General features: G+C 67.4%; 14 protein-coding genes. 6 read left to right on the top strand and 8 right to left on the bottom strand.

What is annotated here, in order from left to right:
• Nucleotides 1-29: 29 nt before the first annotated feature.
• The 4 genes from HWX22_RS16915 to HWX22_RS16900 all read right to left on the bottom strand — a co-directional run bounded on the left by HWX22_RS16915 (nucleotide 30) and on the right by HWX22_RS16900 (nucleotide 4,031).
• Nucleotides 30-449 (bottom strand): DoxX family protein, encoded by a 420-nt coding sequence (locus HWX22_RS16915; RefSeq protein ID WP_175909538.1) that lies wholly within the window; start codon nucleotides 447-449, stop codon nucleotides 30-32.
• A 176-nt stretch (nucleotides 450-625) separates the two neighbouring features.
• On the bottom strand, nucleotides 626-1,903 hold the full coding sequence (locus HWX22_RS16910) for a cytochrome c (RefSeq protein WP_175909537.1): 1,278 nt from the start codon (nucleotides 1,901-1,903) through the stop codon (nucleotides 626-628).
• Between the two features lie 2 nt (nucleotides 1,904-1,905).
• A complete protein-coding gene (locus tag HWX22_RS16905; protein WP_175909536.1) occupies nucleotides 1,906-3,525 on the bottom strand; it encodes a GMC family oxidoreductase in 1,620 nt (539 codons plus the stop codon).
• Complete coding sequence (locus HWX22_RS16900; RefSeq protein WP_059691289.1) at nucleotides 3,525-4,031, bottom strand: sugar dehydrogenase complex small subunit; 507 nt, start codon at nucleotides 4,029-4,031, stop codon at nucleotides 3,525-3,527. The genes HWX22_RS16905 and HWX22_RS16900 overlap by 1 nt, the downstream gene beginning before the upstream one ends.
• Nucleotides 4,032-4,341: 310 nt before the next feature.
• Here HWX22_RS16900 and HWX22_RS16895 point away from each other — a divergent pair, with 310 nt between their 5' ends.
• Both HWX22_RS16895 and pbpC read left to right on the top strand, forming a co-directional pair.
• Nucleotides 4,342-10,374 (top strand): MG2 domain-containing protein, encoded by a 6,033-nt coding sequence (locus HWX22_RS16895; protein ID WP_175916062.1) that lies wholly within the window; start codon nucleotides 4,342-4,344, stop codon nucleotides 10,372-10,374.
• A 10-nt stretch (nucleotides 10,375-10,384) separates the two neighbouring features.
• Nucleotides 10,385-12,622, top strand: coding sequence for a penicillin-binding protein 1C (gene pbpC / locus HWX22_RS16890; RefSeq protein ID WP_175916061.1), 2,238 nt, complete (start codon nucleotides 10,385-10,387; stop codon nucleotides 12,620-12,622).
• Nucleotides 12,623-12,639: 17 nt separating this feature from the next.
• Here the strand turns inward: pbpC and HWX22_RS16885 are convergent, their stop codons facing one another.
• Together HWX22_RS16885 and HWX22_RS16880 are read right to left on the bottom strand one after the other, a co-directional pair.
• Nucleotides 12,640-13,260: a LemA family protein gene (locus HWX22_RS16885; RefSeq protein WP_059691292.1), complete on the bottom strand. Its 621-nt coding sequence runs from the start codon at nucleotides 13,258-13,260 to the stop codon at nucleotides 12,640-12,642.
• A gap of 80 nt (nucleotides 13,261-13,340) precedes the next feature.
• Entirely contained in the window at nucleotides 13,341-14,885 is a 1,545-nt protein-coding gene (locus HWX22_RS16880; RefSeq protein ID WP_175916060.1) for a TPM domain-containing protein, read from the bottom strand.
• 121 nt (nucleotides 14,886-15,006) lie between these two features.
• On the opposite strand from HWX22_RS16880, the gene HWX22_RS16875 reads away from it, so the two are divergent.
• Entirely contained in the window at nucleotides 15,007-15,699 is a 693-nt protein-coding gene (locus tag HWX22_RS16875) for a hypothetical protein (RefSeq protein ID WP_175916059.1), read from the top strand.
• Between the two features lie 46 nt (nucleotides 15,700-15,745).
• On the opposite strand, the gene HWX22_RS16870 is transcribed toward HWX22_RS16875, so the two are convergent.
• Complete coding sequence (locus tag HWX22_RS16870) at nucleotides 15,746-16,993, bottom strand: multidrug effflux MFS transporter (protein ID WP_175916058.1); 1,248 nt, start codon at nucleotides 16,991-16,993, stop codon at nucleotides 15,746-15,748.
• 38 nt (nucleotides 16,994-17,031) lie between these two features.
• Here HWX22_RS16870 and HWX22_RS32260 point away from each other — a divergent pair, with 38 nt between their 5' ends.
• Nucleotides 17,032-17,157, top strand: a complete 126-nt coding sequence (locus HWX22_RS32260; protein WP_257792234.1) for a hypothetical protein — start codon at nucleotides 17,032-17,034, stop codon at nucleotides 17,155-17,157.
• 138 nt (nucleotides 17,158-17,295) lie between these two features.
• On the opposite strand, the gene HWX22_RS16865 is transcribed toward HWX22_RS32260, so the two are convergent.
• Nucleotides 17,296-18,192: a glutamate/aspartate ABC transporter substrate-binding protein gene (locus HWX22_RS16865; protein WP_175909530.1), complete on the bottom strand. Its 897-nt coding sequence runs from the start codon at nucleotides 18,190-18,192 to the stop codon at nucleotides 17,296-17,298.
• Between the two features lie 414 nt (nucleotides 18,193-18,606).
• Between HWX22_RS16865 and HWX22_RS16860 the strand changes: the two genes are divergently transcribed.
• Together HWX22_RS16860 and mgtA are read left to right on the top strand one after the other, a co-directional pair.
• Nucleotides 18,607-20,259: a S8 family peptidase gene (locus HWX22_RS16860; protein WP_175916057.1), complete on the top strand. Its 1,653-nt coding sequence runs from the start codon at nucleotides 18,607-18,609 to the stop codon at nucleotides 20,257-20,259.
• 718 nt (nucleotides 20,260-20,977) lie between these two features.
• Nucleotides 20,978-23,749, top strand: a complete 2,772-nt coding sequence (mgtA, locus tag HWX22_RS16855) for a magnesium-translocating P-type ATPase (RefSeq protein WP_175916056.1) — start codon at nucleotides 20,978-20,980, stop codon at nucleotides 23,747-23,749.
• Nucleotides 23,750-23,795 lie beyond the last annotated feature (46 nt).

Below are 23,795 nucleotides of genomic sequence, written 5' to 3'. Positions count from 1 at the left end.
CACGCCCCATGCACGCGCCGGCGGTCCGTTCACCCGCGATCGATCGAAAAACGCCCGGGGCCCGCCGCGCAAAGCGCGAGCAGGCCGCCCGAGATCGCGATGTTCTTGTAGAAATGAATCATGTTGTCGATCTGCTCGCCGCCCGACATCGTCCAGTAGTGATGGCCGATGAAGCCGGTGCCGATCGTGTACAGCGCAAGCAGCAGCGCGAGCGGCCGCGTCTGGAAACCGACGAGGATCGCGATGCCGGCGAACAGCTCCATCACCACGGAGATGGCCGCCGAAACGATCGGCGCGGGCGCCCCCTCGCTTCCCATGAACGCGATCGTGCCGGAGAAGTCGATGATCTTCTTCCAGCCGAACATCACGAACAGGATCACGAGCAGGATTCGGGACAGCAGCAGCAGCACATCGCGCTGGGACGCGAGAAACGGTTGATTCGGTGTCATGGTGTGATCAACGAAAGCGGTGCGCGAAACGCGCGCACCGGATTGCCTGTGAACCGGGACGGGCGACCGCCAGCCGCCCGCCCCGCTCTGCAACAACCGGCATCGGGGCCCGCCCGATGTGCTGTGCTCCTCCTCTCGTCAGTGTTGCCCTGCTTCATGCCGCGTCGCGCCTGGCGTCAACGCGCCTTCGCGACGTCCTGCTCGGTCACCTTCGCGGCCGGATTGCCGAACTGGCCGGTCAGGTAGTTCGTCAGCGCGGCGATCTGCGCATCCGACAGCTCGTTGCGGAACGCGGGCATCCCGACGTCCTCGCTGCCGGCCTTGCGCTGCACGCCGTTCAGGATCACCTGCACCAGGTTCGCCGGATTCGGCGCACCGACCGTCGAGTTGTGGAACAGCGACGGGTAATAGCCGTCCGGCGTGCCCTTGCCCTGCATCTGGTGGCACGTCGCGCAGTTGCCGAGATACAGCCGCGCCGGATCGATGCCCGACGCTGCGAGCGCCACGCCGCGCAGCTTCAGGCCGTCTTCCGCCGGCTTGCCCCACGACGAGCGCGACTGCTTCGCGTCGCCGCTGGCGACGGCCGGCACCGTGCGGATATACGTCGCGATCGCGCCGATGTCGGCGTCGGTCATCTTCGAGAAGCTGTGCTCGACCGCCTCGGCCATCGGACCGGCCGCCTGCGCGACACCCGGCACGCTGCCGGTACGCAGGTACTGGACGAGCTGCTGCTGCGTCCAGCCGCCGATCCCCGCGTTCGGGTCGGACGTGATGTTGTAGCCGTCCCAGCCCGCCAGCACCGAACCCGACAGGAAGCTGCCGCCCGTCTCGTCGAGCGACTTCTCCTGCATTGCGATGCCGCGCGGCGTGTGACACGTGCTGCAGTGCGCGAGGCCTTGCACCAGATACGCGCCGCGGTTCCACTCGGCGCTCTGCGCCGGCTTCGGCTGGTACGCGCCGTCCTTCAGGAACAGCCAGTTCCAGATCTTCAGCGGCCAGCGCATGCTCAGCAGCGCGGGAATCTCGTTCTTCGGCGGCGTCTGCTTGACCGGTTCGACACCGTGCATGAAGTACGCATACAGCGCCTGCACGTCGTCGTCGTTGATCTTCGTGTACGACACGTACGGCATCGCCGGATACAAGTTGCTGCCGTTCTTCGAGACGCCGTGACGCACCGCGCGTTCGAAGTCGTCGAATGTCCAGTTGCCGATGCCGGTGTCCGGGTCGGGCGTGATGTTGCTCGTGTAGATCTTGCCGAGCATCGGCACCGGCATTCCGAGGCCGCCGGCAAACGGCTTGCCGCCCTTCGCGGTGTGGCAGGCCATGCAGTCGCCCGCGACCGCCAGATATTCGCCGCGCTTGATCTGCGCGGGATCGGCCGAGTCGGCCGCGCGCACGAGGCCCGGCAGCGCAAGGCAGCCGGCGAGGAGGAAGGTGAGAGTAGATTTCCGCACGGTCAGACTTCCTTCTTCAGCGTGTCCGACATCCGCAGCGCCAGCGCCGCGATCGTCAGCGTCACGTTCACCGTGCCGACGGTCGGCATCGTCGAGCTGCTCGAGATGAACAGGTTCGGATGGTCGAACGTGCGGCAGTCCTTGTCGACGACCGAGTCGCGCGCATCCGCGCCCATGATCGTCGCGCCCGTGATGTGGTTGTTCGGCGCGAACTCGTCGTTGAACACGACGTCCGTGCCGCCCAGCACCTGCGCCGCGGTCGCATAGACTTCGCGCGTGTGCACGGCGCCGCGCTTCACGTAGTCGTCGATCGCATAGGTGATTTCCGGGCGCGGAATGCCGATCGCGTCGGTGGCCGTCTTGCTTGGCACGATGCGGTTCTCGGGCTGCGGCAGGATTTCGTGGAAGCAGTCGAACTGCACGTAGCGGGCCGAACGATCGCGGATCTGCGCGTCGAGCTCGTCGGACTTCATCAGCTTGCCGGCCTTGAAGATCTTCTGCGTTTCCTGGTTGATGCGCGACATGTTCGACAGGTGGATCTTCTTCGCGGCTTCGGTCGCGCGGAACGGACCGTCGCGGAAACCGATCAGCGACGTCATTTCCTGCGGGCCGCGGCCCGGCCACAGCTTCTCGCTCGCGTAAAACGACACGCCCGTGCCCGGGTGATCCATCAGGTTGCGCCCGACCATGTCGGAGCTGTTCGCGACGCCGTTCGGGAAGTCGCGGTTCGCCGACATCAGCAGGATCTTCGGCGTCTCGATGCCGTTCGCAGCGACCACGAAGTACTTGCCCTCGACGCGATGGTCGGCGCCCGTCTTGTCCTTGTAGATCGCGGCGACGATGCGCTTGTCCGGCCCCGTCTCGAGCTTGTAGACCACAGCGCTGTCGATCAGCTTCGCGCCGGCCTGCTCGGCCTTCTCGACGTGCACGATGCCGTTGTACATCGCGCCGATCGGGCAGATCGGCATGCAGTTGTTGTTTCCGCAACAGGTTGGCCGGCCGTCGTACGGACGGCTGTTGCGCGCGACCGGCTCGGTCACCACATGGAACGTCGGGTCATGGCCGTTGAGCGCGCTCTTGATCGTCTGCTCGTTGAACGACAACGGCAGCGGCGGCATCGGATACGGCTGCTTGCGCGGCGAGTACAAATCTTCCTCGGGGCCGGGGCCCCACACGCCGAGCTCTTCCTCCGCGCGCTGGTAGTAATGCTCGAGGTCGTCGTACTGAATCGGCCAGTCGCGGCCGACGCCGTACACGGTCTTCATCTTGAAGTCGTTCGGGATGAAACGCCATGCCGACGCGGCCCAGTGCCACGTCGTGCCGCCCACCGCGCGGATGTACTGCGAGTTGAACTTGTGCTCGCCCTTCAGGACCAGGTAGTCGTTCGGCGGGCCGTATTCCGGATGCGGCGCCCACGGGCTCGACGGGTACGGCGCCATGAAGTCCGTCTTGTCGGGCTGGTTGCGGAAGCGTTCGACGATTTCCCAGCGCGGCATGCGCGGGCCTGCCTCGAGCAGGATCACCGACTTGCCGGCCATCGCGAGTTGATGCGCGACGATCGCGCCTGCGACACCGGATCCGACGACCACGACGTCGGCTTTTTGCGTATCGGTATCGGCCATCAGGCTTGCCTCTCGATCGGTTTTTCGGCCCAGAAGCCGGGTTTGTTGGGGCAATACGAAGGAATCACGAGCGTATCGGACACGACGCTGAACATTAACGCTTCTTCGTAAGTAATCACGACGTTGTCGACGATGCCGAGATACCACGCTTCGAGAATCGACAGCGCGGAGGCCTGCTGATCGGGATTCAATGAACCGGACGCGAGCGCGCCCGCGAGTTGCGAGAGGCCGTCGGCGGTCTTGAACGAGCCCTTCTGCAAGGCCTGCAGGAAGCGGTCGCCGAGCACGCGGCTCAGCCCTTTCTTGCCTGTCAGTGCCTCGGAGAGCGTCATGAATGTATCGAGCGGCGCGGAGCCGGGATTATCGGCCAGGGCCCGCAACGCCAGCGAGCCGGTGAGGCCTGCCGCCGTCAGCGCCAGTGCGCCCTGCAGCCATTGACGCCGCGTGATGCCGGATGCGGCTGCGTCGCGATCGCGACGCGAGTGGGGGGTGTTGTCGTTGTGCATGTTTCCTTCTCTCGAACACCGGATTCGGGAAAACCACGCTTGATATTTCTCAAACTTTCGCGCGGCCCTGAAATGTACGCGCACAATTCGAATTGAACAATGCTTTTATAGTCCAATAAATGTTCCGCAATCCGAGACAATCGACATTTCGCTGCATTTTTGTGTCGTCGACGCGACAATTCTGCTTCCGGATGCCGGTGTGTCGCGAGCTGGCGACACGCCGTCTCCCCCTCCCTTCATCCGCTCACATGCGCGTCGGTTAGAATCGCGTGCAATCAAACAGAAAGCTTCCCTCCGAGGGCATCGAGCGATGAAGCAGCACAACAAACACAACAACACGAATTCAACCCGTCACACCACACGGCTGCTCTGGCGCATTGGCGCGGTCACGGCGCTCGGCGCTGCCGCGGCACTGTCGCTGCATGCGGGCGCCGCACGCACGGTGAGCGTGTCGCCGCAAGGCACCGTCACCGAAGTCCGGCAAAGCGTCGTCAAGTTCGACGAACCGATGGTCGCGTTCGGTTCGGCGTCCGCGCCGAGTCCCGCGCGCATGACCTGCAACGACTCCACCGCCGCGCGCGGCCAGGGGCACTGGCTCGACGACAAAACCTGGGTCTACGATTTCGAGAACGACCTGCCGCCCGGCGTGCGCTGCTCCGTCGCGCTCAACGACACGCTGCGTTCGGTCGCCGGCAACGCGGTCAGCGGCCCGCGCCGCTTCACGTTTCAAACCGGCGGCCCGTTCCCGGTGACGGTGCGCCCCGGCACGCGCGAGATCGAGGAACGCCAGGTGTTCGTGCTGAAGCTGAACGGCCCGGCCGAGCCGCGCTCCGCGCTCGCGAACATCTGGTGCGAAGCGGTCGGCATCGGCAACCGCATCCCCGTCACGGCCGCCGATGACGATACCCGCAACGCGCTGCTCGATCACTTCGGGCTGAAGAAGGACGCCGCGCGCGTGCTGACGCTGTCGTGCGCGCAGGCGCTGCCCGCGAGCGCGAAGATGCAGCTCGTCTACGGCAAGGGCGTCGCGAGCCCGAGCGGCATCGCGAACGACACCGAGCGCCGCTTCGACTTCACCGTGCGCGCACCGTTCGCCGCGAGTTTCTCGTGCGAGCGCGAAAACGCGAAGGCGCCCTGCACGCCGCTGCGTCCGCTGACGTTGTCGTTCAATGCGCCGATCTCGCGCAAGAACGCCGAGGCGATCAAGCTGCGCGGCCCTGACGGCTCGCTTTCGCCGACCTTCGCGGCCGACGATCACAGCGACGAAGTGACCACCGTCACGTTCAACCCGCCGCTGCCCGCGCAGGCGAACCTGACGATCGAGCTGCCGTCCGGCCTGCGCGACGTGACGGACCGCTCGCTCGCGAACGCCGACCTGTTCCCGCTCGCGACGCGCACCGCGCCGATGCCGCCGCTCGCGAAATTCTCGTCGGGCACCTTCGGGATCGTCGAGCGATTCGCCGAACCGGATACGCCTGCGCTCGTGCCGGTCACGCTGCGCAACGTCGAGGCCGACCTGCATATCGCGGGCCTCAACACGAGCGGCGCGCAATTCTCGAACCTGAAGGTCGACGACGACACCGCGATCCGTCAATGGATGCGCACCGTCGAGCGCTTCGACAACTGGTCGATGACGGCCGGCACGATCGACGAGCGCATCCCGGGCCTGCTCCGGCGCAAGGGCCAGCACCCCGTCTACGTGCCGCTCCAGGCCGGCGAGAAGATGCCCGCGCCGCAGAACCGGCGCATCGACGTGCGCTCGCTGTCGCTGCTCACCGGCGAACCGGGCGCGCAGGCACTGACGCTGCCGAAGGCCGATCCGAAGGCGCTGCGTCCGTTCGAGGTCGTCGGCGTGCCGATCGAAAAGCCCGGCTTCTACGTGCTCGAACTCGCGTCGCCCGCGCTCGGCCGCTCGCTGCTCGCGAAGCCGTCGAGCATGTACGTGCGTACCACCGTGCTCGTCACGAACCTCGGCGTGCATCTGAAACAGGGCCGCGAGAACAACCTCGTATGGGTCACGACGCTCGACAAGGGCAAGCCCGTGCCGAACGCGCGAATCCGCGTGTCCGATTGCAACGGCGACGAAATCGCGTCCGGCAAGACCGACGCGCAAGGCCTGCTGAAGATCGACGGCGCATTCGAGCCGAAGCATGAATGCAGCCAGTCGGAACGCTTCGACGACTACTTCGTGTCGGCGCGCGTCGACGATCCCAAGACGGGCCCGGACATGGCGTTCGTCAGCTCGAACTGGAACCGCGGGATCGAATCGTGGCGCTTCAACGTGCCGACCGACACCGCCAGCGCGCCGACCGTGCGCGCGCATACGGTATTCGACCGCACGCTGCTGCGTGCCGGCGAAACCGTGTCGATGAAGCACTTCCTGCGCACCGAGACGCTGCAGAGCCTCGCGTTCCCGGCGCAATACCCGACGCGCGTGACGATCCGCCATCTCGGCTCCGACCAGACCTACAAGCTGCCGCTCACGTGGTCGGCCGACCATAGCTCCGACACGCAGTTCACGCTGCCGCCCGCGGCGAAGCTCGGCGAGTACAGCGTGTCGCTCGAAGGCGGCCCGGACGATGCGCCGACCGCCAGCTACTACAGCGGCAGCTTCCGTGTCGAGGCGTTCCGCCTGCCGGTGCTCAAGGGGACGATCGGCGCGCGCGACGCGCAGAAGAGCCCGCTCGTCGCGGCCAAGGAAGCGCCGCTCGCGGTGCAGATCGACTACGTGTCGGGCGGCGGCGCATCGAACCTGCCCGTGCAGGTGTCCGCGCTGATGAAATGGGCGTCGCCGCCGTTCGCGGATCGCTTCGAGGACTTCAGCTTCACGCCGTATCGTCCTGAGCGCAGCGACGGCAATGCCGACGACGATGCGCAGGACGGCGACAGCGCATCGGCCGCGAACAACGATCCCGACTCGACCCGTCTGATCGCGGACAAGCTGCCGCTGACGCTCGACCGCAACGGCGCGGGCACCGTCACGCTCAAGGGCCTGCCCGACGTCGACGCGCCGAAGCGCATCGCGCTCGAGGCGACGTTCGCGGACCCGAACGGCGAAGTGCAGACGATCCGCGGCGACACGATCCTGTGGCCGGCCGCGGTGGTGGCCGGCATCAAGGCCGGCCGCTGGGTGTCGGTCGGCCAGCGCGTGCCTGTGCAGGCGCTCGCGGTCGACCTGCAGGGCAAGCCGCGCGCATCGGTGCCGGTCGAGATCAAGGGCGTCGCGCACATCACGACGACGTCGCGCAAGCGGATGGTCGGCGGCTTTTACGCATACGACAACAAGAGCGACACGCGCGACCTCGGCGTGCTGTGCTCGGGCAAGACCGACGACAAGGGCCGCATGGCCTGCGACGCGACGCTCGAACAGGCTGGCAACATCCAGTTGATCGCGGTCGCGAAGGACGGCGACGGCCGCACGTCGAACGCGTCGACGTCCGTCTGGGTCACGCGCGAGGACGAACTCTGGTTCGGCGGCGACAACACCGACCGGATCGACGTGATCCCGGAGAAGACGTCTTACGAGGCGGGCGAAACGGCCCGCTTCCAGGTTCGCATGCCGTTCCGCTACGCAACCGCGCTCGTCGCGGTCGAACGCGGCGGTGTGATGGAAACGCACGTCGTCGAACTCAACGGCAAGAACCCGACCGTCGACCTGAAGGTCGGCGAGTCGTGGGGGCCGAACGTGTACGTGTCGGTGCTCGCGTTGCGCGGCCGGATTCGCGAAGTGCCGTGGTACTCGTTCTTCACCTGGGGCTGGAAGGCGCCGGTCGAATGGGCTCGCGCGTTCTGGCGCGAAGGCCGTCACTATGAAGCGCCAACCGCGTTCGTCGATCTGTCGAAGCCCGCGTTCCGCTATGGCCTCGGCGAGATCAAGGTCGGCACGGGCGTGCATCGTCTCGGCGTGTCCGTGACGACCGACGCGACCCGTTACACGGTGCGCGGCAAGGCGCAGGCGCACGTGAAGGTCACGCTGCCGAACGGCCAGCCGGCACCGGCCGGCACGCAGATCGCGGTCGCGGCCGTCGACGAGGCACTGCTCGAGCTGATGCCGAACGACAGCTGGGACCTGCTCGACGCGATGCTGCAGCGACGCGCGTACGGCGTCGAGACGGCCACCGCGCAGATGGAAATCGTCGGTCGCCGCCACTTCGGCCGCAAGGCCGTGCCGGCTGGCGGCGGCGGCGGCAGCGCGCCGACACGCGAGCTGTTCGACACGCTGCTGCTGTGGAATCCACGCGTGACGCTCGACGCGAACGGCAGCGCGACCGTCGAAGTGCCGCTGAACGACGCGCTCACGCGCTTCCGGATCGTCGCGATCGCGGCGGTCGGCCCCGACCGCTTCGGCACCGGCAGCACGTCGATTCGCAGCACGCAGGATCTGCAGCTGATCTCCGGGCTGCCGCCGCTCGTGCGCGAAGGCGATGCGTTCCGCGCGCAGGTCACGCTGCGCAACACGACCGACCGCGCGATGCAGGTCGTCGTGACACCGCGCGTGACGGGCCTCGACGTCGCGCCGCAAACCGTGTCGCTCGCGGCCAATGCGGCGACGGAGGTGGCATGGACGATCACGGTGCCCGAGCAGGCGCTCGACGCGGCCGGCGCGCTGAACTGGCGCATCGAGGCGGCCGAGCAAGGCGGCAAGCGCGCGTCCGACGCGCTGGCCGTCGCGCAAAAGGTCGTGCCCGCGCTGCCGGTGACCGTGCAGCAAGCCACGCTCACGCAGGTCGACGGCACGCTGACGGTGCCCGTGTCGGCTCCGGCCGGCGCCGTCAACAACGCACAGGGCGCGCCGCGCGGCGGCATCGCCGTGTCGCTGCAGTCGAAGCTCGCCGACGGCCTGCCCGGCGTGCGGCGCTGGTTCGAGCGCTATCCGTACCGCTGCCTCGAACAGCAGACGTCGCGTGCGATCGGCCTGCACGACGCCGCGCAATGGCAGGCACTGGTTGCGCGCATGCCCGTGTACCTCGACAGCGATGGCCTCGCGAGCTACTTCCCGCCGTCGTCCGACGATGCACACTACGGCAGCCCAACGCTGTCCTCGTACCTGCTCGTGGTCGCCGACGAGGCCGGCCGCCTCGACCCGCGCTTCGCGCTGCCGGAAGACCTGCGCACGCAGCTCGAGGCCGGGCTCGCGCGCTTCGTCGACGGCCGCATCGAGCGCAACGCGTGGGCGCCGCGCCAGGATCGCGATCTGCGCAAGCTCGCCGCGATCGAGGCGCTGTCGCGTTACGGCGCCGCGCAGGGCCGCATGCTCGGTTCGATCGAGATCGCGCCGAACCAGTGGCCGACGTCGGCGTTGATCGACTATCACGCGATCCTCACGCGCGTGAAGGACATCCCGCAGCGTGACGAGAAACGCGCGCAGGTCGAGCAGATCCTGCGTGCGCGCCTCACGTATCAGGGCACGCAGCTCGTGTTCTCGACCGCGCGCGACGACGATCTGTGGTGGCTGATGACGAGCACCGAGACCAACGCCGCGCGTCTCGCGCTGGAATTCGCGGGTGACCCTGCGTGGAAGGACGAGATGCCGCGCATCGCGACCGGCCTGCTCGCACTCCAACGCCAGGGCGCGTGGCAGACGACGACGTCGAACGCGCTCGGCCAGCTCGCGATCGAGCGCTTCTCACGCACCTACGAGAGCACGCCTGTGGCGGGCACGACGAAGGTCGCGCTCGGCGGCAACGAGCGCGCAATCTCGTGGTCGCAGGCGCCGGCACCCGCCGACGCCCCCGCATCGGCCACCGCCGCGACCCGCGCCGCCGCCGCGCGCAGCGTGCTGATGCCGTGGCCGCGTGCGGCGCAGGCACCGGCCACGCTGTCCGTCACCCAGGACGGCACGGGCCGCCCGTGGGCGACCGTCGAAAGCCTCGCGGCCGTGCCGCTGCGGGCGCCGTTCGCGGCCGGCTACCGGATCACGAAGACCGTCACGCCCGTGTCGCCTGCCGTCAAGGGCGTGCTGACGCGCGGCGACGTCGTGCGCGTGCATCTCGACATCGATGCGCAGAGCGACATGACGTGGGTCGTCGTCAACGATCCGATCCCGTCCGGCGCGACGATCCTCGGCTCCGGCCTCGGTCGCGACTCCGAAGCCGCGACGCAGGGCGAGAAATCGCCGGACGGCGCATGGCCGGCGTTCATCGAACGCGACTTCGACGGCTACCGCGCGTATTACGACTATCTGCCGAAGGGCAAACTCTCGGTCGAATACACGGTGCGGCTGAACAACGTCGGCACCTTCGGGCTGCCGCCGACGCGCGTCGAGGCGCTGTACGCGCCGTCCGTGTATGGCCTGTGGCCGAACCCGCCGATGACCGTGAAGCCGGCCGACGCGGGCAAGTAACGAGTACGTGATGATCGATCGTGTATCGCCGCGGCCGGTGCGTTTCGCCGGCCGCGTATTCGTCGCCGTCGTGCTGGCCGCGCCGCTGGTCGCGCACGCGCTGCCCGGCTACGACGACGTGCGCCGCAACTGGCGCAGTTCCGACTGGGTGCTGCTCGCGCGCGACGGCACGCCGCTGCAACGCACGCGCGTCGACCTCACCGAACGGCGCGGCGACTGGGTCTCGCTCGCCGACGTGTCGCCCGCGTTCCGCGAGGCGATCGTCGTGTCCGAGGACAAGCGCTTCTACGCGCACAGCGGCGTCGACTGGCGCGGGATCGCCGGCGCGGCGTGGGGCAATCTGTGGAACGAGCGCACGCGCGGCGCGTCGACCGTGACGATGCAGCTCGCCGGGTTGCTCAGCGATTCGCCGCGCCGCTCGGGCCAGCGCTCGCTGCCGCAGAAGGCCACGCAGGCGATGAACGCGCTGCTGCTCGAGCGCGGCTGGCGCAAGGACCAGATCCTCGAGGCCTATCTGAATCTCGTGCCGTTCCGCGGCGAGACGGTCGGGCTCGCCGCGCTGTCGCAGGTGCTGTTCGGCAAGGCGCCGTCCGGTCTCGACGCGCGTGAAGCCGCGATCGCGGCCGCGCTGGTTCGCGCCCCCAACGCGGCCAGCGCGAAGGTCGCCGAGCGTGCGTGCCGGATCCTGCGCGACATGCATGCGGAACAGGCGTGCGCGTCGCTCGACGGCTACGTGCAGCTCGTGATCGCCCGCCCGGCCAACGCCGTGCGCGACGACGGCGCCGCCCTCGCCCCGCACTTCGCGCGCCGCATTGCGGCCGAGGTCAGACCGGCGGCCGGCGCGCAGGTGCGCACGACGCTCGATGCGCCATTGCAGCGCTTCGCGCGCGACACGCTGACGCGCGCGCTGACCGAGCTCAACGCGCCCGCGCACCGGCGCAACGTGCAGGACGGCGCGGTCGTCGTGATCGACAACGCGACCGGCGAGATTCGCGCGTGGGTCGGTTCGTCGGGGGCGTTGTCGGGCGCGCGCGACGTCGACGCCGTGCTCGCGCCGCGCCAGGCCGGCTCGACGCTCAAGCCGTTCCTCTATGCGCAGGCGATCGACGAGAAACGGTTGACCGCCGCATCGCTGCTCGACGACGCACCGATCAACCTCGCGGCCGGTGGCGGACTCTACATTCCGCAGAACTACGACAAGGATTTCAAGGGCTGGGTGAGCGTGCGCAGCGCGCTCGGCGGCTCGCTGAACGTGCCGGCCGTGCGCACGCTCGTGCTCGTCACGCCGCACCGCTTCGCGCGCACGCTGACCGCGCTCGGCCTGCCGCTCGCGCAGGAAGGCGACTACTACGGCTTCAGCCTCGCGCTCGGCAGCGCGGACGTCACGCTGCTGTCGCTGACCAACGCATATCGCGCGCTCGCGAACGGCGGCGTCGCACGCCAGATCGTCGACCTGCCCACGCCGTCGCCCGCTTCAGGCACATCGGCATCGGGGCGCGCGGACAACGGCACGCGCGTTTTCAGCGAAGCGGCCAGCTTCGTCGTCACCGACATCCTCTCCGACAACAACGCGCGCGTGCGCACGTTCGGCTTCGACAATCCGCTCGCGACGCGCTTCTTCTCGGCGGTAAAGACCGGCACGAGCAAGGACATACGCGACAACTGGACGGTCGGCTTCACGTCGCGCTATACGGTCGGCGTGTGGGTCGGCAATGCGGACGGCTCGCCAATGTGGGACGTGTCGGGGGTGACGGGCGCGTCGCCGGTGTGGTCGGCCGTCGTCGGCTACCTGCACCGCGACCTGCCGAGCCGGGCGCCACGTCCGCCGGCCGGTGTCGAAACGCGCCGCATCACGTTCGAGCGCGACGTCGAACCGTCGCGCGACGAGTGGTTCGTCGCGGGCACGGCGCTCGACACGATCCGGCTCGCGGCGCCCGTCACGCCGGGCAAGGACGGCGCGCGCGCACCGCTGACGATCGGCGCGCCGACCGACGGCACGATCTTCGCGATCGATCCGGACATTCCGCCGAAGAACCAGCGGATCTGGTTCGAGCGGTCGTCCGGACATGCCGCGCGGTTCGCGTGGCGGCTCGACGACAAGGTGATCGGGCACGCCGACCGCGTCGCGTGGATGCCGTGGCCGGGAAGGCACCGGCTCGAACTCGTCGACGCGCGCGGCAACGTGGCGGATGCGATCGGCTTCGAGGTGCGCGGCGCGTTCGCGAAGCCGGCTGGGCGCAAGCCCTGAGCGCCCGTGCCGGCCGCTTACTGGCCTGCTGCGTTCGCCTTCGGCGGCTGATTGGAGAAGTCGATGACGGGCGCGGTCGAGATCGCGGCTTCGTTCGCGACGCTGAAGTTCGGACGCGGCTGGTAGCCGAAGATCCGCGCAATCACGACGCCCGGGAACTGGCGGATCTGCACGTTGTACTGCTGCACCGTCTTGATGTAGCGGCCGCGCGCGACCGCGATGCGGTTTTCGGTGCCTTCGAGCTGCGTCTGCAGATCGCGAAACGCCTCGTTCGCCTTCAGTTCCGGATAACGCTCCGACACCACCATCAGCCGGCTCAGCGCGCCCGACAGTTCGCCCTGCCGCTGATCGAACGCCGCCAATGCGGCGGGATCCTTTGCCATCTCCGGCGTCATCTGCACGCTGCCCACGCGCGCGCGCGCCGACGCGACCTCGGTAAGCACGCGTTCCTCGTGCGACGCGTAGCCCTTTACCGACGCAGCAAGGTTCGGCACGAGGTCCGCACGACGCTGATACTGGTTCAGCACCTCCGACCACGCCGCGTTGACGTCTTCATCCGACGACTGGATCGCGTTGTAGCCGCAACCGGCGAGCGGCGCGAGCACGCAGCACACGAGCAGGATTCGAAACCATTTCATTGTTTGTGACTTCCGGTTGAACGCTCCGGCTGGAGCGGTAAGTTGAAAAGAAACGTTCGCCCTCGCGCCGCGCACGGCGGCTACCAGCGGCCCGATGCCCCGCCGCCGCCGCTCGAGCCGCCACCGCCGGTGAATGAATCGGACGAACTGGAGCTGGACGAATCCGAGCCGGACGATGACCAATTGAACGACGAAGACGAGGACGTGGAGCGGGATGACGACCAATCGCTGCCCGTCAGTTTTTCGACGATCAACAGGATCCCCATCACCACGCAGAAGACCGTCAGCAGAACCTCACCGGGCGAATATCCCATCAGATGCCCGATCCAGATCAACGCCAGCAACGTCACGCCGATGATCGCCGTATTCTTTCGGACGCGTGCGGAGCGAACGAGACCGATGCCGAGGAGCCACGCACAGAAACCCATGCTCGTCGCGACGATCCCCAGCCCACCCAGCATCGCGACCAGATCGCCTCCGAATATCGCGCCGACCGGCAACATCGCAACCGGCACGATCGTCGCGACGAGAAAGCTGGCCGGCAACATCACCTGCCAACGCAGCTTGCGCCATTCGGTGACGACACCCAGCGCGACACCGGTCAGCCCGAGCAGTAACCAGAAAAGGAAGCTCCCGACGTCGGCTGAGGGTTTCTCCCGCAAGCCGTTCGACAACCGCTTCGCATCGCCGGACGTCGCACGCTGCGCGTCCTCGTCGGGCAGTGCGCTATCCGACGCCGCCATTTCAGGCGGCGTCATCTCGCGCACCAGCGCATCGACCGCATCGCTCACGCCGGCTTCGATACGCTTCTCGCGAAACGCCGGCACGATGCGTTCACGGATGATTCGCCCCGCGACGATGTCCGGAATCGCGTCTTCCAGGCCGTATCCGACCTCGATCCGCACGGTGCGATCGTTCAGTGCGGCGACCAGCAGCAGACCGTTGTCGATCTTGCTCGCGCCGAGACGCCATTTCTCGAACACCGTGGTCGCGAACTGCTCGATGGTCGCGTGGCCGGTCGACCCGACCAGCAGGATCGCCATCTGCACGCCGAGCCGGCGCTCGAGATCGGCGAGACGGTTGGTCAGCTCGGACGCACATGGGACACTGAGTACGCCCGTCATGTCGGTCACGCGGCCTGTCAGCGGCGGCGCTGCTTCGGGGTCGTTGGCTACGGGATAGGCGGCTGCGGTAGCCACGTTCGTGCAGGCCGACGGCGCACCGGCCGCCAACGGAATCGCGCCAGCGTCAGCGGCCGGCGCGGCGAAGGCCGCGCTGCACAGAAACATCGCCCCGGCCAGCAGCGCGGCCGCCACCGCCTTGCCGGTGCCGGTCTTGCCGCGGATGCGGGCGGGCCGCGCCGCGCTGCGGGTCGTGCATGCCATCGATGCCGGATCGCCCTCGCAATCCGGGAGGCGTGACCGCCGCGTCAGTCGTTTCAGGTTCATGTCGGAAACGGCGCGCCGGTTCCGTCGGGAATGGCGCGTTCTCTCGTCGTTTTTTGATCGTCCCGCAGCATAACCAATTGCGAAGGGAATCGAAAGGTTCCGGACTTGGGCGGTTGCCGATCGAGCCGCAACGTGCTGCTCGCGCGAGCAGGTTTGACAAGACTCACCTGCCGGCACGCGCTCCCCGCGCTCTGTCAAGAAAGCGAGTATGCGCCGCCGGAATTCGAGACCTAGAATATGAGCGACGCCGCCTATCCGCCGCCCACCGGTTGCCACACTTGCCCATATGCCCGCGACCATGAACCTTCGCCATCCGCGCTTTCTCCGCCCCGCGCTGAGCACCGCCTGCGTCGCCGCCCTCGCGGCACTGGCCGGTTGCAACGGCGACGCCTGCTTCGGCGTCGATGTCTGCTTCAACGGCAACAACACGCAGACCGTCGCGCTGTCCGGCACGGCCGCCACAGGCTCCGCGCTTGCGAGCGCGTCGGTCACGGTCAGTTGCGCGCAAGGCTCGGCGACGACGCTGACCGACGGCGGCGGCAACTACCGCGTGACGGTGAACGCCGTGCTGCCGTGCGTGATCACCGTCGCATCGAGCGGCACGAGCCTGCACTCGCTCGCCTATGCGGGCGGCACCTTCAACACGACGCCCGAGACCGAGCTGATGCTCGTCTATCTCGCCGCGCAACTCGGTACGAACACGGCCGGGCTGATCGGCAATTTTCAGGGGAATGCGCACTTCCAGCAGGCGATGGGCAGCCCGAACACGGTGCAGGCCGCGCAATCGGCGGTCGTGACGAATCTGCAGCAGCGCTATTCGGTCACGCTGTCGACGCCGGCCTTCCTGACGACGCCGTTCGTGGTCGGTCAACCGGGCGTCGACAGCGATCTCGACGCGCTGGCCAAGGCCGGCGCGATCGATTCGAACGGAATGCCGGATCCGGCCGCGGTTTCGCTGCTGGCGCAGGCGGGCGCGGGGCACCCGCTGTGAGCGGCCGGCGCGCCGTTGCGGCACGCGCTTGCGCAGCCTCTAAGGCTTACGCGGCTTCCCCGCTCCCGCAAGCAACCCGCGCCGCCTGCTGCTGCGTGAGGTAGCGCAGCAGCTTCGTCACCATCCACACGACGATGAACGAAAGCGCGACGAAGAACACCGCGAGCGGCGTCAGCACCTGCACCGACACGAAGCCGGCGAGGCCCATCATCGCGGACGACACGAGCAGCAGCGCGCACCCGAGGATCGCGCTCGTCAGCCCCGCGATATGCGGAAACAGCGAATTGCCCTTGGCCATCAGCGTCGGATACATCGCGCCCGCGCAGAAACCCATCACGAGCACCGGCGTCGCGAGCGTCCACACGCGCAGGCCGACCGTCAGAGCCAGCACCAGCATCGCGACCGCCGCGACCGCCATCACGCGTGCGCCGATGCGCAGCCGCTGCTCGGCACTCGGCAGCCCGCGCCCGTGAATCCGGTTCGACAGCCCACCGAGGAAATACATCAGCCCGATTCCGAGCGCGAGATAGCCGAAGTAGGTCGGCGGCTTGTGCAGCGTGGTCTGCACCATGAACGGCCCGACGATGTTGAACACCAGCAGGATGCTGTAGCACAGCCCCTGCGCGAGGAAGCAGCTCTGGAACACCGGGCTCGCGAGCACCTTGCCCGCGTTCGCCATCAGCGTGCGCGGCTCGAGATGGACCGGCTTCGGCAAGGTTTCGCGATAGCGCCACAGCAGCGCCCACATCACCAGCGAGTACACCAGCAGGAACACGAGGCACGCGCGCCAGCCGAACCATTCCTGCAGGTGCGCGCCGATCACCGGCGCGATGATCGGTGCAAGCCCCCACGCGATCGACATGTACGTAAACGCATGCATCAGCGCCTGGCCCGAGAACGAATCGGTGATGATCGCCTTCGCGAGCAAGTTCGTGGTCGCGATCCCGAAGCCCTGCAGGCAACGCGCGAGCACGAACGTCTCCAGGTTCGGCGCGCCGAGCGACAGCAGGCAGCCGATCGTGTAGATGACGAGCCCGAACGCGAGCACGCGCTTGCGCCCGTACGCATCGGCGACGGGGCCGAAGATCAGCTGGCCGAGCGCATAGGCGGCCATGTAGCCGGATACGCTCGACTGGATCGCCTGCGGCGTCGTCGCGAACGAGCGCGCCATGTCGGGCAGCGCGGGCACATAGATGTCGATCGCGAGTTGGCCGGCGGAGGCAAACAGGCAGATCAGGAACAACAGGAAGCGCGGCGAGTTCGATTCGCGCGCGGGGGTGAGCGAGGCGTTCATGACAACCGGGAAAGATTCGGACGGCGGCGGCACGCGCCGTGCTGTTCGAACGACGAACAACGGTGCGCGGCGAAGTGCGTATTGTGCCTGTTGTTGCGCAGCGCGACAGGAATCCCATGGCGCGGGCACGGTTGAATGCCGATTTCGGCACAGTCGGCAACTGACGAACCGGCATTGCGCCGGCCGGAAATCAAGGTCTCACGCACGCTTGCGCCGCGCCAGGGATCGGGCCAGAAACGGAAGCCGCCGGCAGGTGGCGGCGGTCTTTTTATTTGCGGTGCGATACGCCGACGACGCGTCGATCAGTACTGTGCCTGATCCGTCGGATTCCTGAACAGCTGCTTCATCTCCGGCGACAGCGGATAATTGAGGCTCACGCCCTTCGGCGGAATCGGCTGCATGAACCACTGGTCGTAAAGCTTCTCGGCCGCACCGGAGGTCTGCATCTTCGCGATCACGCCATCGACCACGTGCTTGAACGCCGGATCGTCCTTGCGCATCATGCATGCGTAGTTTTCGTGAACGAGCGGCGTGCCCGTCACCGTGTACGCACCCGGATTGCGGTCCTTCGCGATCTCGCCGTACAGCAGCGGCTCGTCCATCACGAACGCGACCGCGCGCCCCGTCGTGACGTTCATGAACGCTTCGGCGTGGTCCTTCGCGCTGATGATCGTCATGTTCATCCCCTTCTCCTCGTTGAGCTTGCGTAGCAGGCGCTCGTCCGACGTACCGGCCGTCGTCGCGACCGTCTTGCCGGCCAGGTCCGTGAAGTCCTTCACGCCGGAATCCTTGCGCGTGCTGAAGCGGATTCCGTACAGGAAAATACTGTTCGAGAACGCGGCCTGCTTCTGCCGCTCCAGCGTGTTGGTCGTCGACCCGCACTCGAAGTCGATCGTGCCGTTCTGCAGCAGCGGAATCCGGTTCTGCGACGTGATCGGGATTTCCTTCACCGTCAGGTTCGGCGCCTTCAGCTCGGCCTTGAGCGCGTCGATGATGCGCGCCGCGATGTCGCGCGAGTAACCGATGTTCTTCTGCTGGTTGTCCGAATACGAGAACGGCACCGACGATTCGCGGATACCCAGCGACACGATGCCCGTGTCCTTGATCTTCTTCAGCGTGCCGGTGAGCGCCTGCGCGTGCGCGGTGCCCGCCAGCGCGCAGGTCAGTGCGACGGCCAGCCAACGGAAGCGGCGATCCATGCTTTTCTCCTGACGAAACGTTGATCGAATCGCGATCCTACGCCCGACAAAATTCGCACCTCATCAGGGAAAGCGTAAAGCGCCCTCCGTCGATGCCACCCGCGAACAATCGTTTCCGTGGCGCGCAAAAGCGCCCGCGCCGCACGTTTCGCCCGGTCAACCGCGTCCAATCTTGCACTGCGTGAACAGATCATCCGTTCCAAACGCGCGTTCATGCTGCAATGCAGCGAGGCAATCGTTTGCGTGTCGCGCATTTTTCACACAAAACATATTCAAGAAGCCGCCTCATCGGCCGTTACCCAGTGCATGGCGCGTCGCAGCAGTCTGCACGTGCCCGATAAAAAACAGGTCCGGTTTACGCCGGGCAGGCACGGCCGCCAGCACGACGGTCATCTACGAGGATCGAGTTTCACCATGAGAGCCAAACGATTCAATTTCGCGCTGGCCCGCTCCGCTCATGCGCGCATGCTCGCCGGCATGCTGTCTGCCGCGGCCCTGCTTCCGATCGCCGGTTGCGGCGGCGGTGGCGGCGACGGCAGCAGTCCGTCTTCTTCCAATGCAGCGCCGGCCCCCTCGCCGGCGCCCTCCCCAACCCCGACGACCCCGCCCGCGACCAACGGCAACAATGCATGCACGACGCAGCAGGCCGCCGTGCAGATGGCCGCCCAGACGGCCGGGCCCATCGAGCCGCCGGTCGATCACCTGATCGTCCGGCTGAAGACGCCGACTGCCGCGCGCGCGATGGCGGCCCTCGACACCGGCACGCGGCTCGACGCGGTGATCCAGCGCTCGATGACGCGCTGGACAGCGCCGACGTCGACCGGCGCCGCACGGACGTATGCCGCCGTGACGACATCGCAGGCACCGCTGAACGTGCAGGTCGAGCGAACCCTGTCGGACGGCGCGGCCGTGCTGTCCATCGGCCAACGCATCGCATCCGACGACGCGGCGGCGCTCGCGCAGGCGTTCGCGGCCGACGGCGACGTCGACTACGCGGAACCCGATCACCCGATGCGAATCCGCGACACGCCGAGCGACCCCGCATATGCCCAGCAGTGGTATCTGTCCGACGCCAGCGTCGGCATCAACGCGCCGCCCGCGTGGACGCGGACCAAGGGTGCACCGACCGTCGTCACGGCCGTGCTCGACACCGGCTACCGGCCGCACCCCGACCTCGTCGGCAATCTGCTGCCCGGCTACAGCTTCATCTCGAACGCCAACACCAGCAACAACGGCCAGACGCGCGGCACCGATGCAACCGATCCGGGCGACTGGGTCACGCAGCAGGAACTGGACGACACCAGCGGCCCGTACTATCACTGCGCGAGCGAGCCGAGCACCAGCAGCTGGCACGGCACGCGCGTGATGGGCGTGATCGGCGCCGCCGCCAACAACGGCATCGGCGTCGCCGGCGTGTCGTGGCTCGGCCGGATCCTGCCGGTGCGCGTGCTCGGCAAGTGCGGCGGCAAGACGAGCGACATCGCGGACGCGATGCGCTGGGCAGCCGGCATCCCGGTCGCCGGCGTGCCGACGAACCCGAATCCCGCGAAGATCATCAACCTGAGCCTGGGCGGCGTCGGCGCGTGCAGCGCGACGTTCCAGCAGGCGATCGACGATGTGAACGCGAAGGGCGTGACCGTCGTCGTCGCCGCCGGCAACGATGGCCTGTCGACCGCGCTCGACCAGCCGGCGAACTGCCGCGGCGTGATCACCGTCGCCGCGACCGACGCGACCGGGCGCCGCGCGTCGTTCAGCAACTTCGGCTCCGACGTCGCGCTGAGCGCGCCGGGCGTCAACATCCTGTCGACGGCCAATAGCGGTACGACGACACCGGGCACGGACACGTACGGCACCGCGAGTGGCACGAGCCTCGCGACACCGCAGGTGACGGGCATCGTCGGGCTGATGCTGTCGGTGAACGGCAACCTCACGCCCGCGCAGATCCAGCAGAAGCTGCAAGGCGGCGCACGTGCGGCGATGCTGCCGGCCAGCACGTCGTGCACCGCGCTGCCGGCCGGTTCCGGTATCGCGGATGCGGGCGCTGCCGTCACGGCGTCCACGCAGTAACCGGTACGTCGCCTCGATGCAACCGCGCGCATGCCTGCCTGGCATGCGCGCGTTTTTTTTCGTTCGCAAAGCCAGCGTCGTCGCACCGACGTATTGCAGAAATTGCCTGAAAAAAGGGCGGAAAAAGGGTTGACGCTTCGCACGACGACCCATTACCATCGCCCCCGTCTGATTACATGGAGTGTTCTGTGAACACCGATGCGAGTTGTAGTTGGTCCTCGACCAACTTGACTGCTGCCTGAGGAAACCGCGCAGAGCCTCGTCTTCTGCCGCATCCCGGGAAGCAGGATGCGGCGCCCTTCCGGCCTGACCGGCCAGAATCCCCCGCCGATTTTTTCGATATCGCCGAACGTCCGCGCTGCGCAACCGTGCGTTGCCGCGCGCATACGTTCGCGCCGCACGCAGCGCACGCTGCGTGCGTGTTCCGTTCGCGTGCCGTCCGGCCGCGCGCCCTCACGCGTGCGCGGCTATCGATCGCCCGTGCCGTCCACCCGCAACCGACAGGAGTGCAGATGAACTCAGACGACAGTAGTCGATTACCGCTCGCCGGTGCGACGCCGCGCTTCGTCCCTCGGACCGCACTCCGCGCGCCGGCGAGCCTTCCTCCCTTCACCGATCCACAGCCGATCGCGCCCGGCGCGACGCGGCGGGAGGCGTTCGTGCGTCGATAACGTCACGGTCGCTTCCCGCCCGCCGCCGCGTGCGCAAGGAGCGATTCATGACACAACGAAACACCTCGCAAAAGAAACAGCGCGGCTTCATCAACGCCGGCCCCGGTCAGCAGAACGAACCGCGTGTCATGCGCGCCGCGCAGGAAGCGGCCCGCCCGCTCGAAGAAACCTTCAAGTCGCTGCATACCAGCATGCGCGGCCTCACCTACGGGCAGGCCGCCGACCGTCTGCAGCACAACGGCCCGAATGAAATCGCGCACGACAAGCCGCCGCACTGGACGCGTCAGTTGCTGCATGCGTTCCACAATCCGTTCGTCTATGTGCTGCTGGTGCTGGCCGCGATCAGCTTCTTCACCGACGTCTATTTCGCGGCACCCGACGATCGCGACTACGTCGGCATGACGATCCTGCTGGCGATGGTCACGATCAGCGCGTTGCTGCGCTTCGTGCAGGAATTCCGGTCGCTGCGCGCGGCCGAAAAGCTCAAGGCGATGGTCCGCACGACGGCGACCGTGCAGCGCGCGGTGACCGACACGTCCGAGCCGGCGCGCCGCGAGGTGCCGATGCGCGAAGTGGTGGTCGGCGACATCGTGCATCTGTCGGCCGGCGACATGATCCCCGCCGACGTACGTCTGCTCGCGTCGCGCGACCTCTTCATCAGCCAGGCCGTGCTGACCGGCGAAGCGCTGCCGGTCGAGAAGTACGACACGCTCGGCGCGGTCGCCGGCAAGTCGGCCCACGCGGGCATGGCGGGCGCGCCGGGCGCGGCGAACGACGCGTCGACGTCGCTGCTCGATCTCGAGAACGTGTGCTTCATGGGCACCAACGTGGTCAGCGGCACGGCGACGGCCGTGGTCGTCGCGACCGGCGAGGACACGTATTTCGGATCGCTCGCGCGCAACGTCGTGAGCCACAAGCGTATCGAGACGAGCTTTGACCGCGGCGTCGCGAGCGTGAGCTGGCTGCTGATCAGGTTCATGTTCGTGATGGTGCCGATCGTGTTCATGATCAACGGCCTGACCAAGGGCGACTGGCTGAGCGCGCTCACGTTCGCGCTCGCGGTGGCCGTCGGCCTCACGCCCGAGATGCTGCCGATGATCGTCAGCGCGAACCTCGCGCGCGGCGCGATCGCGATGGCGCGCCGCAAGGTCGTCGTGAAGCGGCTGAACTCCGTGCAGAACTTCGGCGCGATGGACGTGCTGTGCACCGACAAGACCGGCACGCTCACGCAGGACAAGATCATCCTCGAACATCATCTCGACTTGTCCGGCCACCGGAACGAGGACATCCTGCGGCTCGGCTGGCTGAACAGCTTCCATCAGAGCGGCCAGAAGAACCTGATCGACATCGCGGTGGTCGCGCGCGCCGACGAGATCGGCGAGCGCGTGAAGCCGCAGGGCTACAGGAAGATCGACGAGTTGCCGTTCGACTTCGTGCGCCGCCGCCTGTCGGTCGTCGTCGAGGACACGCACGGCGCACACCTGCTGATCTGCAAGGGCGCGGTGGAGGAAATGCTCGCGGTATCGACCCACGTGCAGGACGAGCATGGCGTGCGTCCGCTCGACTTCGTCGCGCGCAAGCGGCTGCTCGAACAGGCAAACGCCTACAACGAGGACGGCTTCCGCGTGCTGGTGCTCGCGACGCGCGCGATCCCGCGCGTCGACGAACGCGAACAGTACCGCACCGCCGACGAGCGCGACCTCGTCGTGCGCGGCTTCCTGACCTTCCTCGATCCGCCGAAGGAATCGGCCGCACCGGCGCTCGCCGCGCTGCGCGAGAACGGCGTGTCGGTGAAGGTGCTGACGGGCGACAACCCGACCGTCACGATGAAGGTGTGCCGCCAGGTCGGCCTCGAACCGGGCAAGCCGGTGCTCGGCGCTGAAATCGAGACGCTCGACGACGCGACGCTCGCGCAGGTCGTCGAACGCACGACGGTGTTCGCGAAGCTCACGCCGTTGCAGAAGGCGCGCATCGTGAAGGCGCTGCAGGCGAACGGCCACACGGTCGGCTTCCTCGGCGACGGCATCAACGACGCACCCGCGCTGCGCGACGCCGATGTCGGCATTTCGGTCGACAGCGGCGCCGACATCGCGAAGGAAACCGCCGACATCATCCTGCTCGAAAAGAGCCTGATGGTGCTCGAGGAAGGCGTGATCAAGGGCCGCGAGACGTTCGGCAACATCCTGAAGTACCTGAACATGACGGCCAGCTCGAACTTCGGCAACGTGTTCTCGGTGCTCGTCGCCAGCGCGTTCCTGCCGTGGGAGCCGATGCTCGCGACCCAGTTGCTCGTGCTGAACCTGATCTACGACACGTCGCAGATGCTGCTGCCGTGGGACAAGATGGATCCGGAGTTCCTGAAGAAGCCGCGCAAGTGGGAAGCCGGCAACATCGGCCGCTTCATGCTGTGGGTCGGGCCGACGTCGTCGGTGTTCGACATCACGACCTACGTGCTGATGTGGACCGTGTTCGGCGCGGGTGCGATGTATCACCTGCACGGCGGCTCGGGCGGCCAGATCGTGATGAACTCGGGCTGGTTCATCGAGAGCCTCGTGTCGCAGACGCTCGTCGTCCACCTGCTGCGCACGCAGAAGATTCCGTTCCTGCAGAGCACGGCCGCGCTGCCGGTGCTGCTGTCGACGTTCACCGCGATCGCGATCGGCTGCTGGCTGCCGTTCTCGCCGTTCGCGGATTCGCTCGGCTTCATGCACCTGCCGGGCACCTACTGGCTGTGGCTCGCCGCGACGATGGTCGGCTACATCCTGCTCGCGCAGATCGTCAAGACGATCTATGTGCGTCGCTACAAGCAGTGGTTCTGATTTCCTCCAAACGACGGCGTGCCGGCCCGCATGGGCGGCACGCCCA

The organism is Burkholderia sp. BCC1638 (genome assembly GCF_902833195.1).
Taxonomy (GTDB): Bacteria; Pseudomonadota; Gammaproteobacteria; order Burkholderiales; family Burkholderiaceae; genus Burkholderia; species Burkholderia diffusa.
The sequence above is the reverse complement of the archived record's forward strand: the minus strand, read 5'-3'. Positions and strand labels throughout refer to the sequence as shown.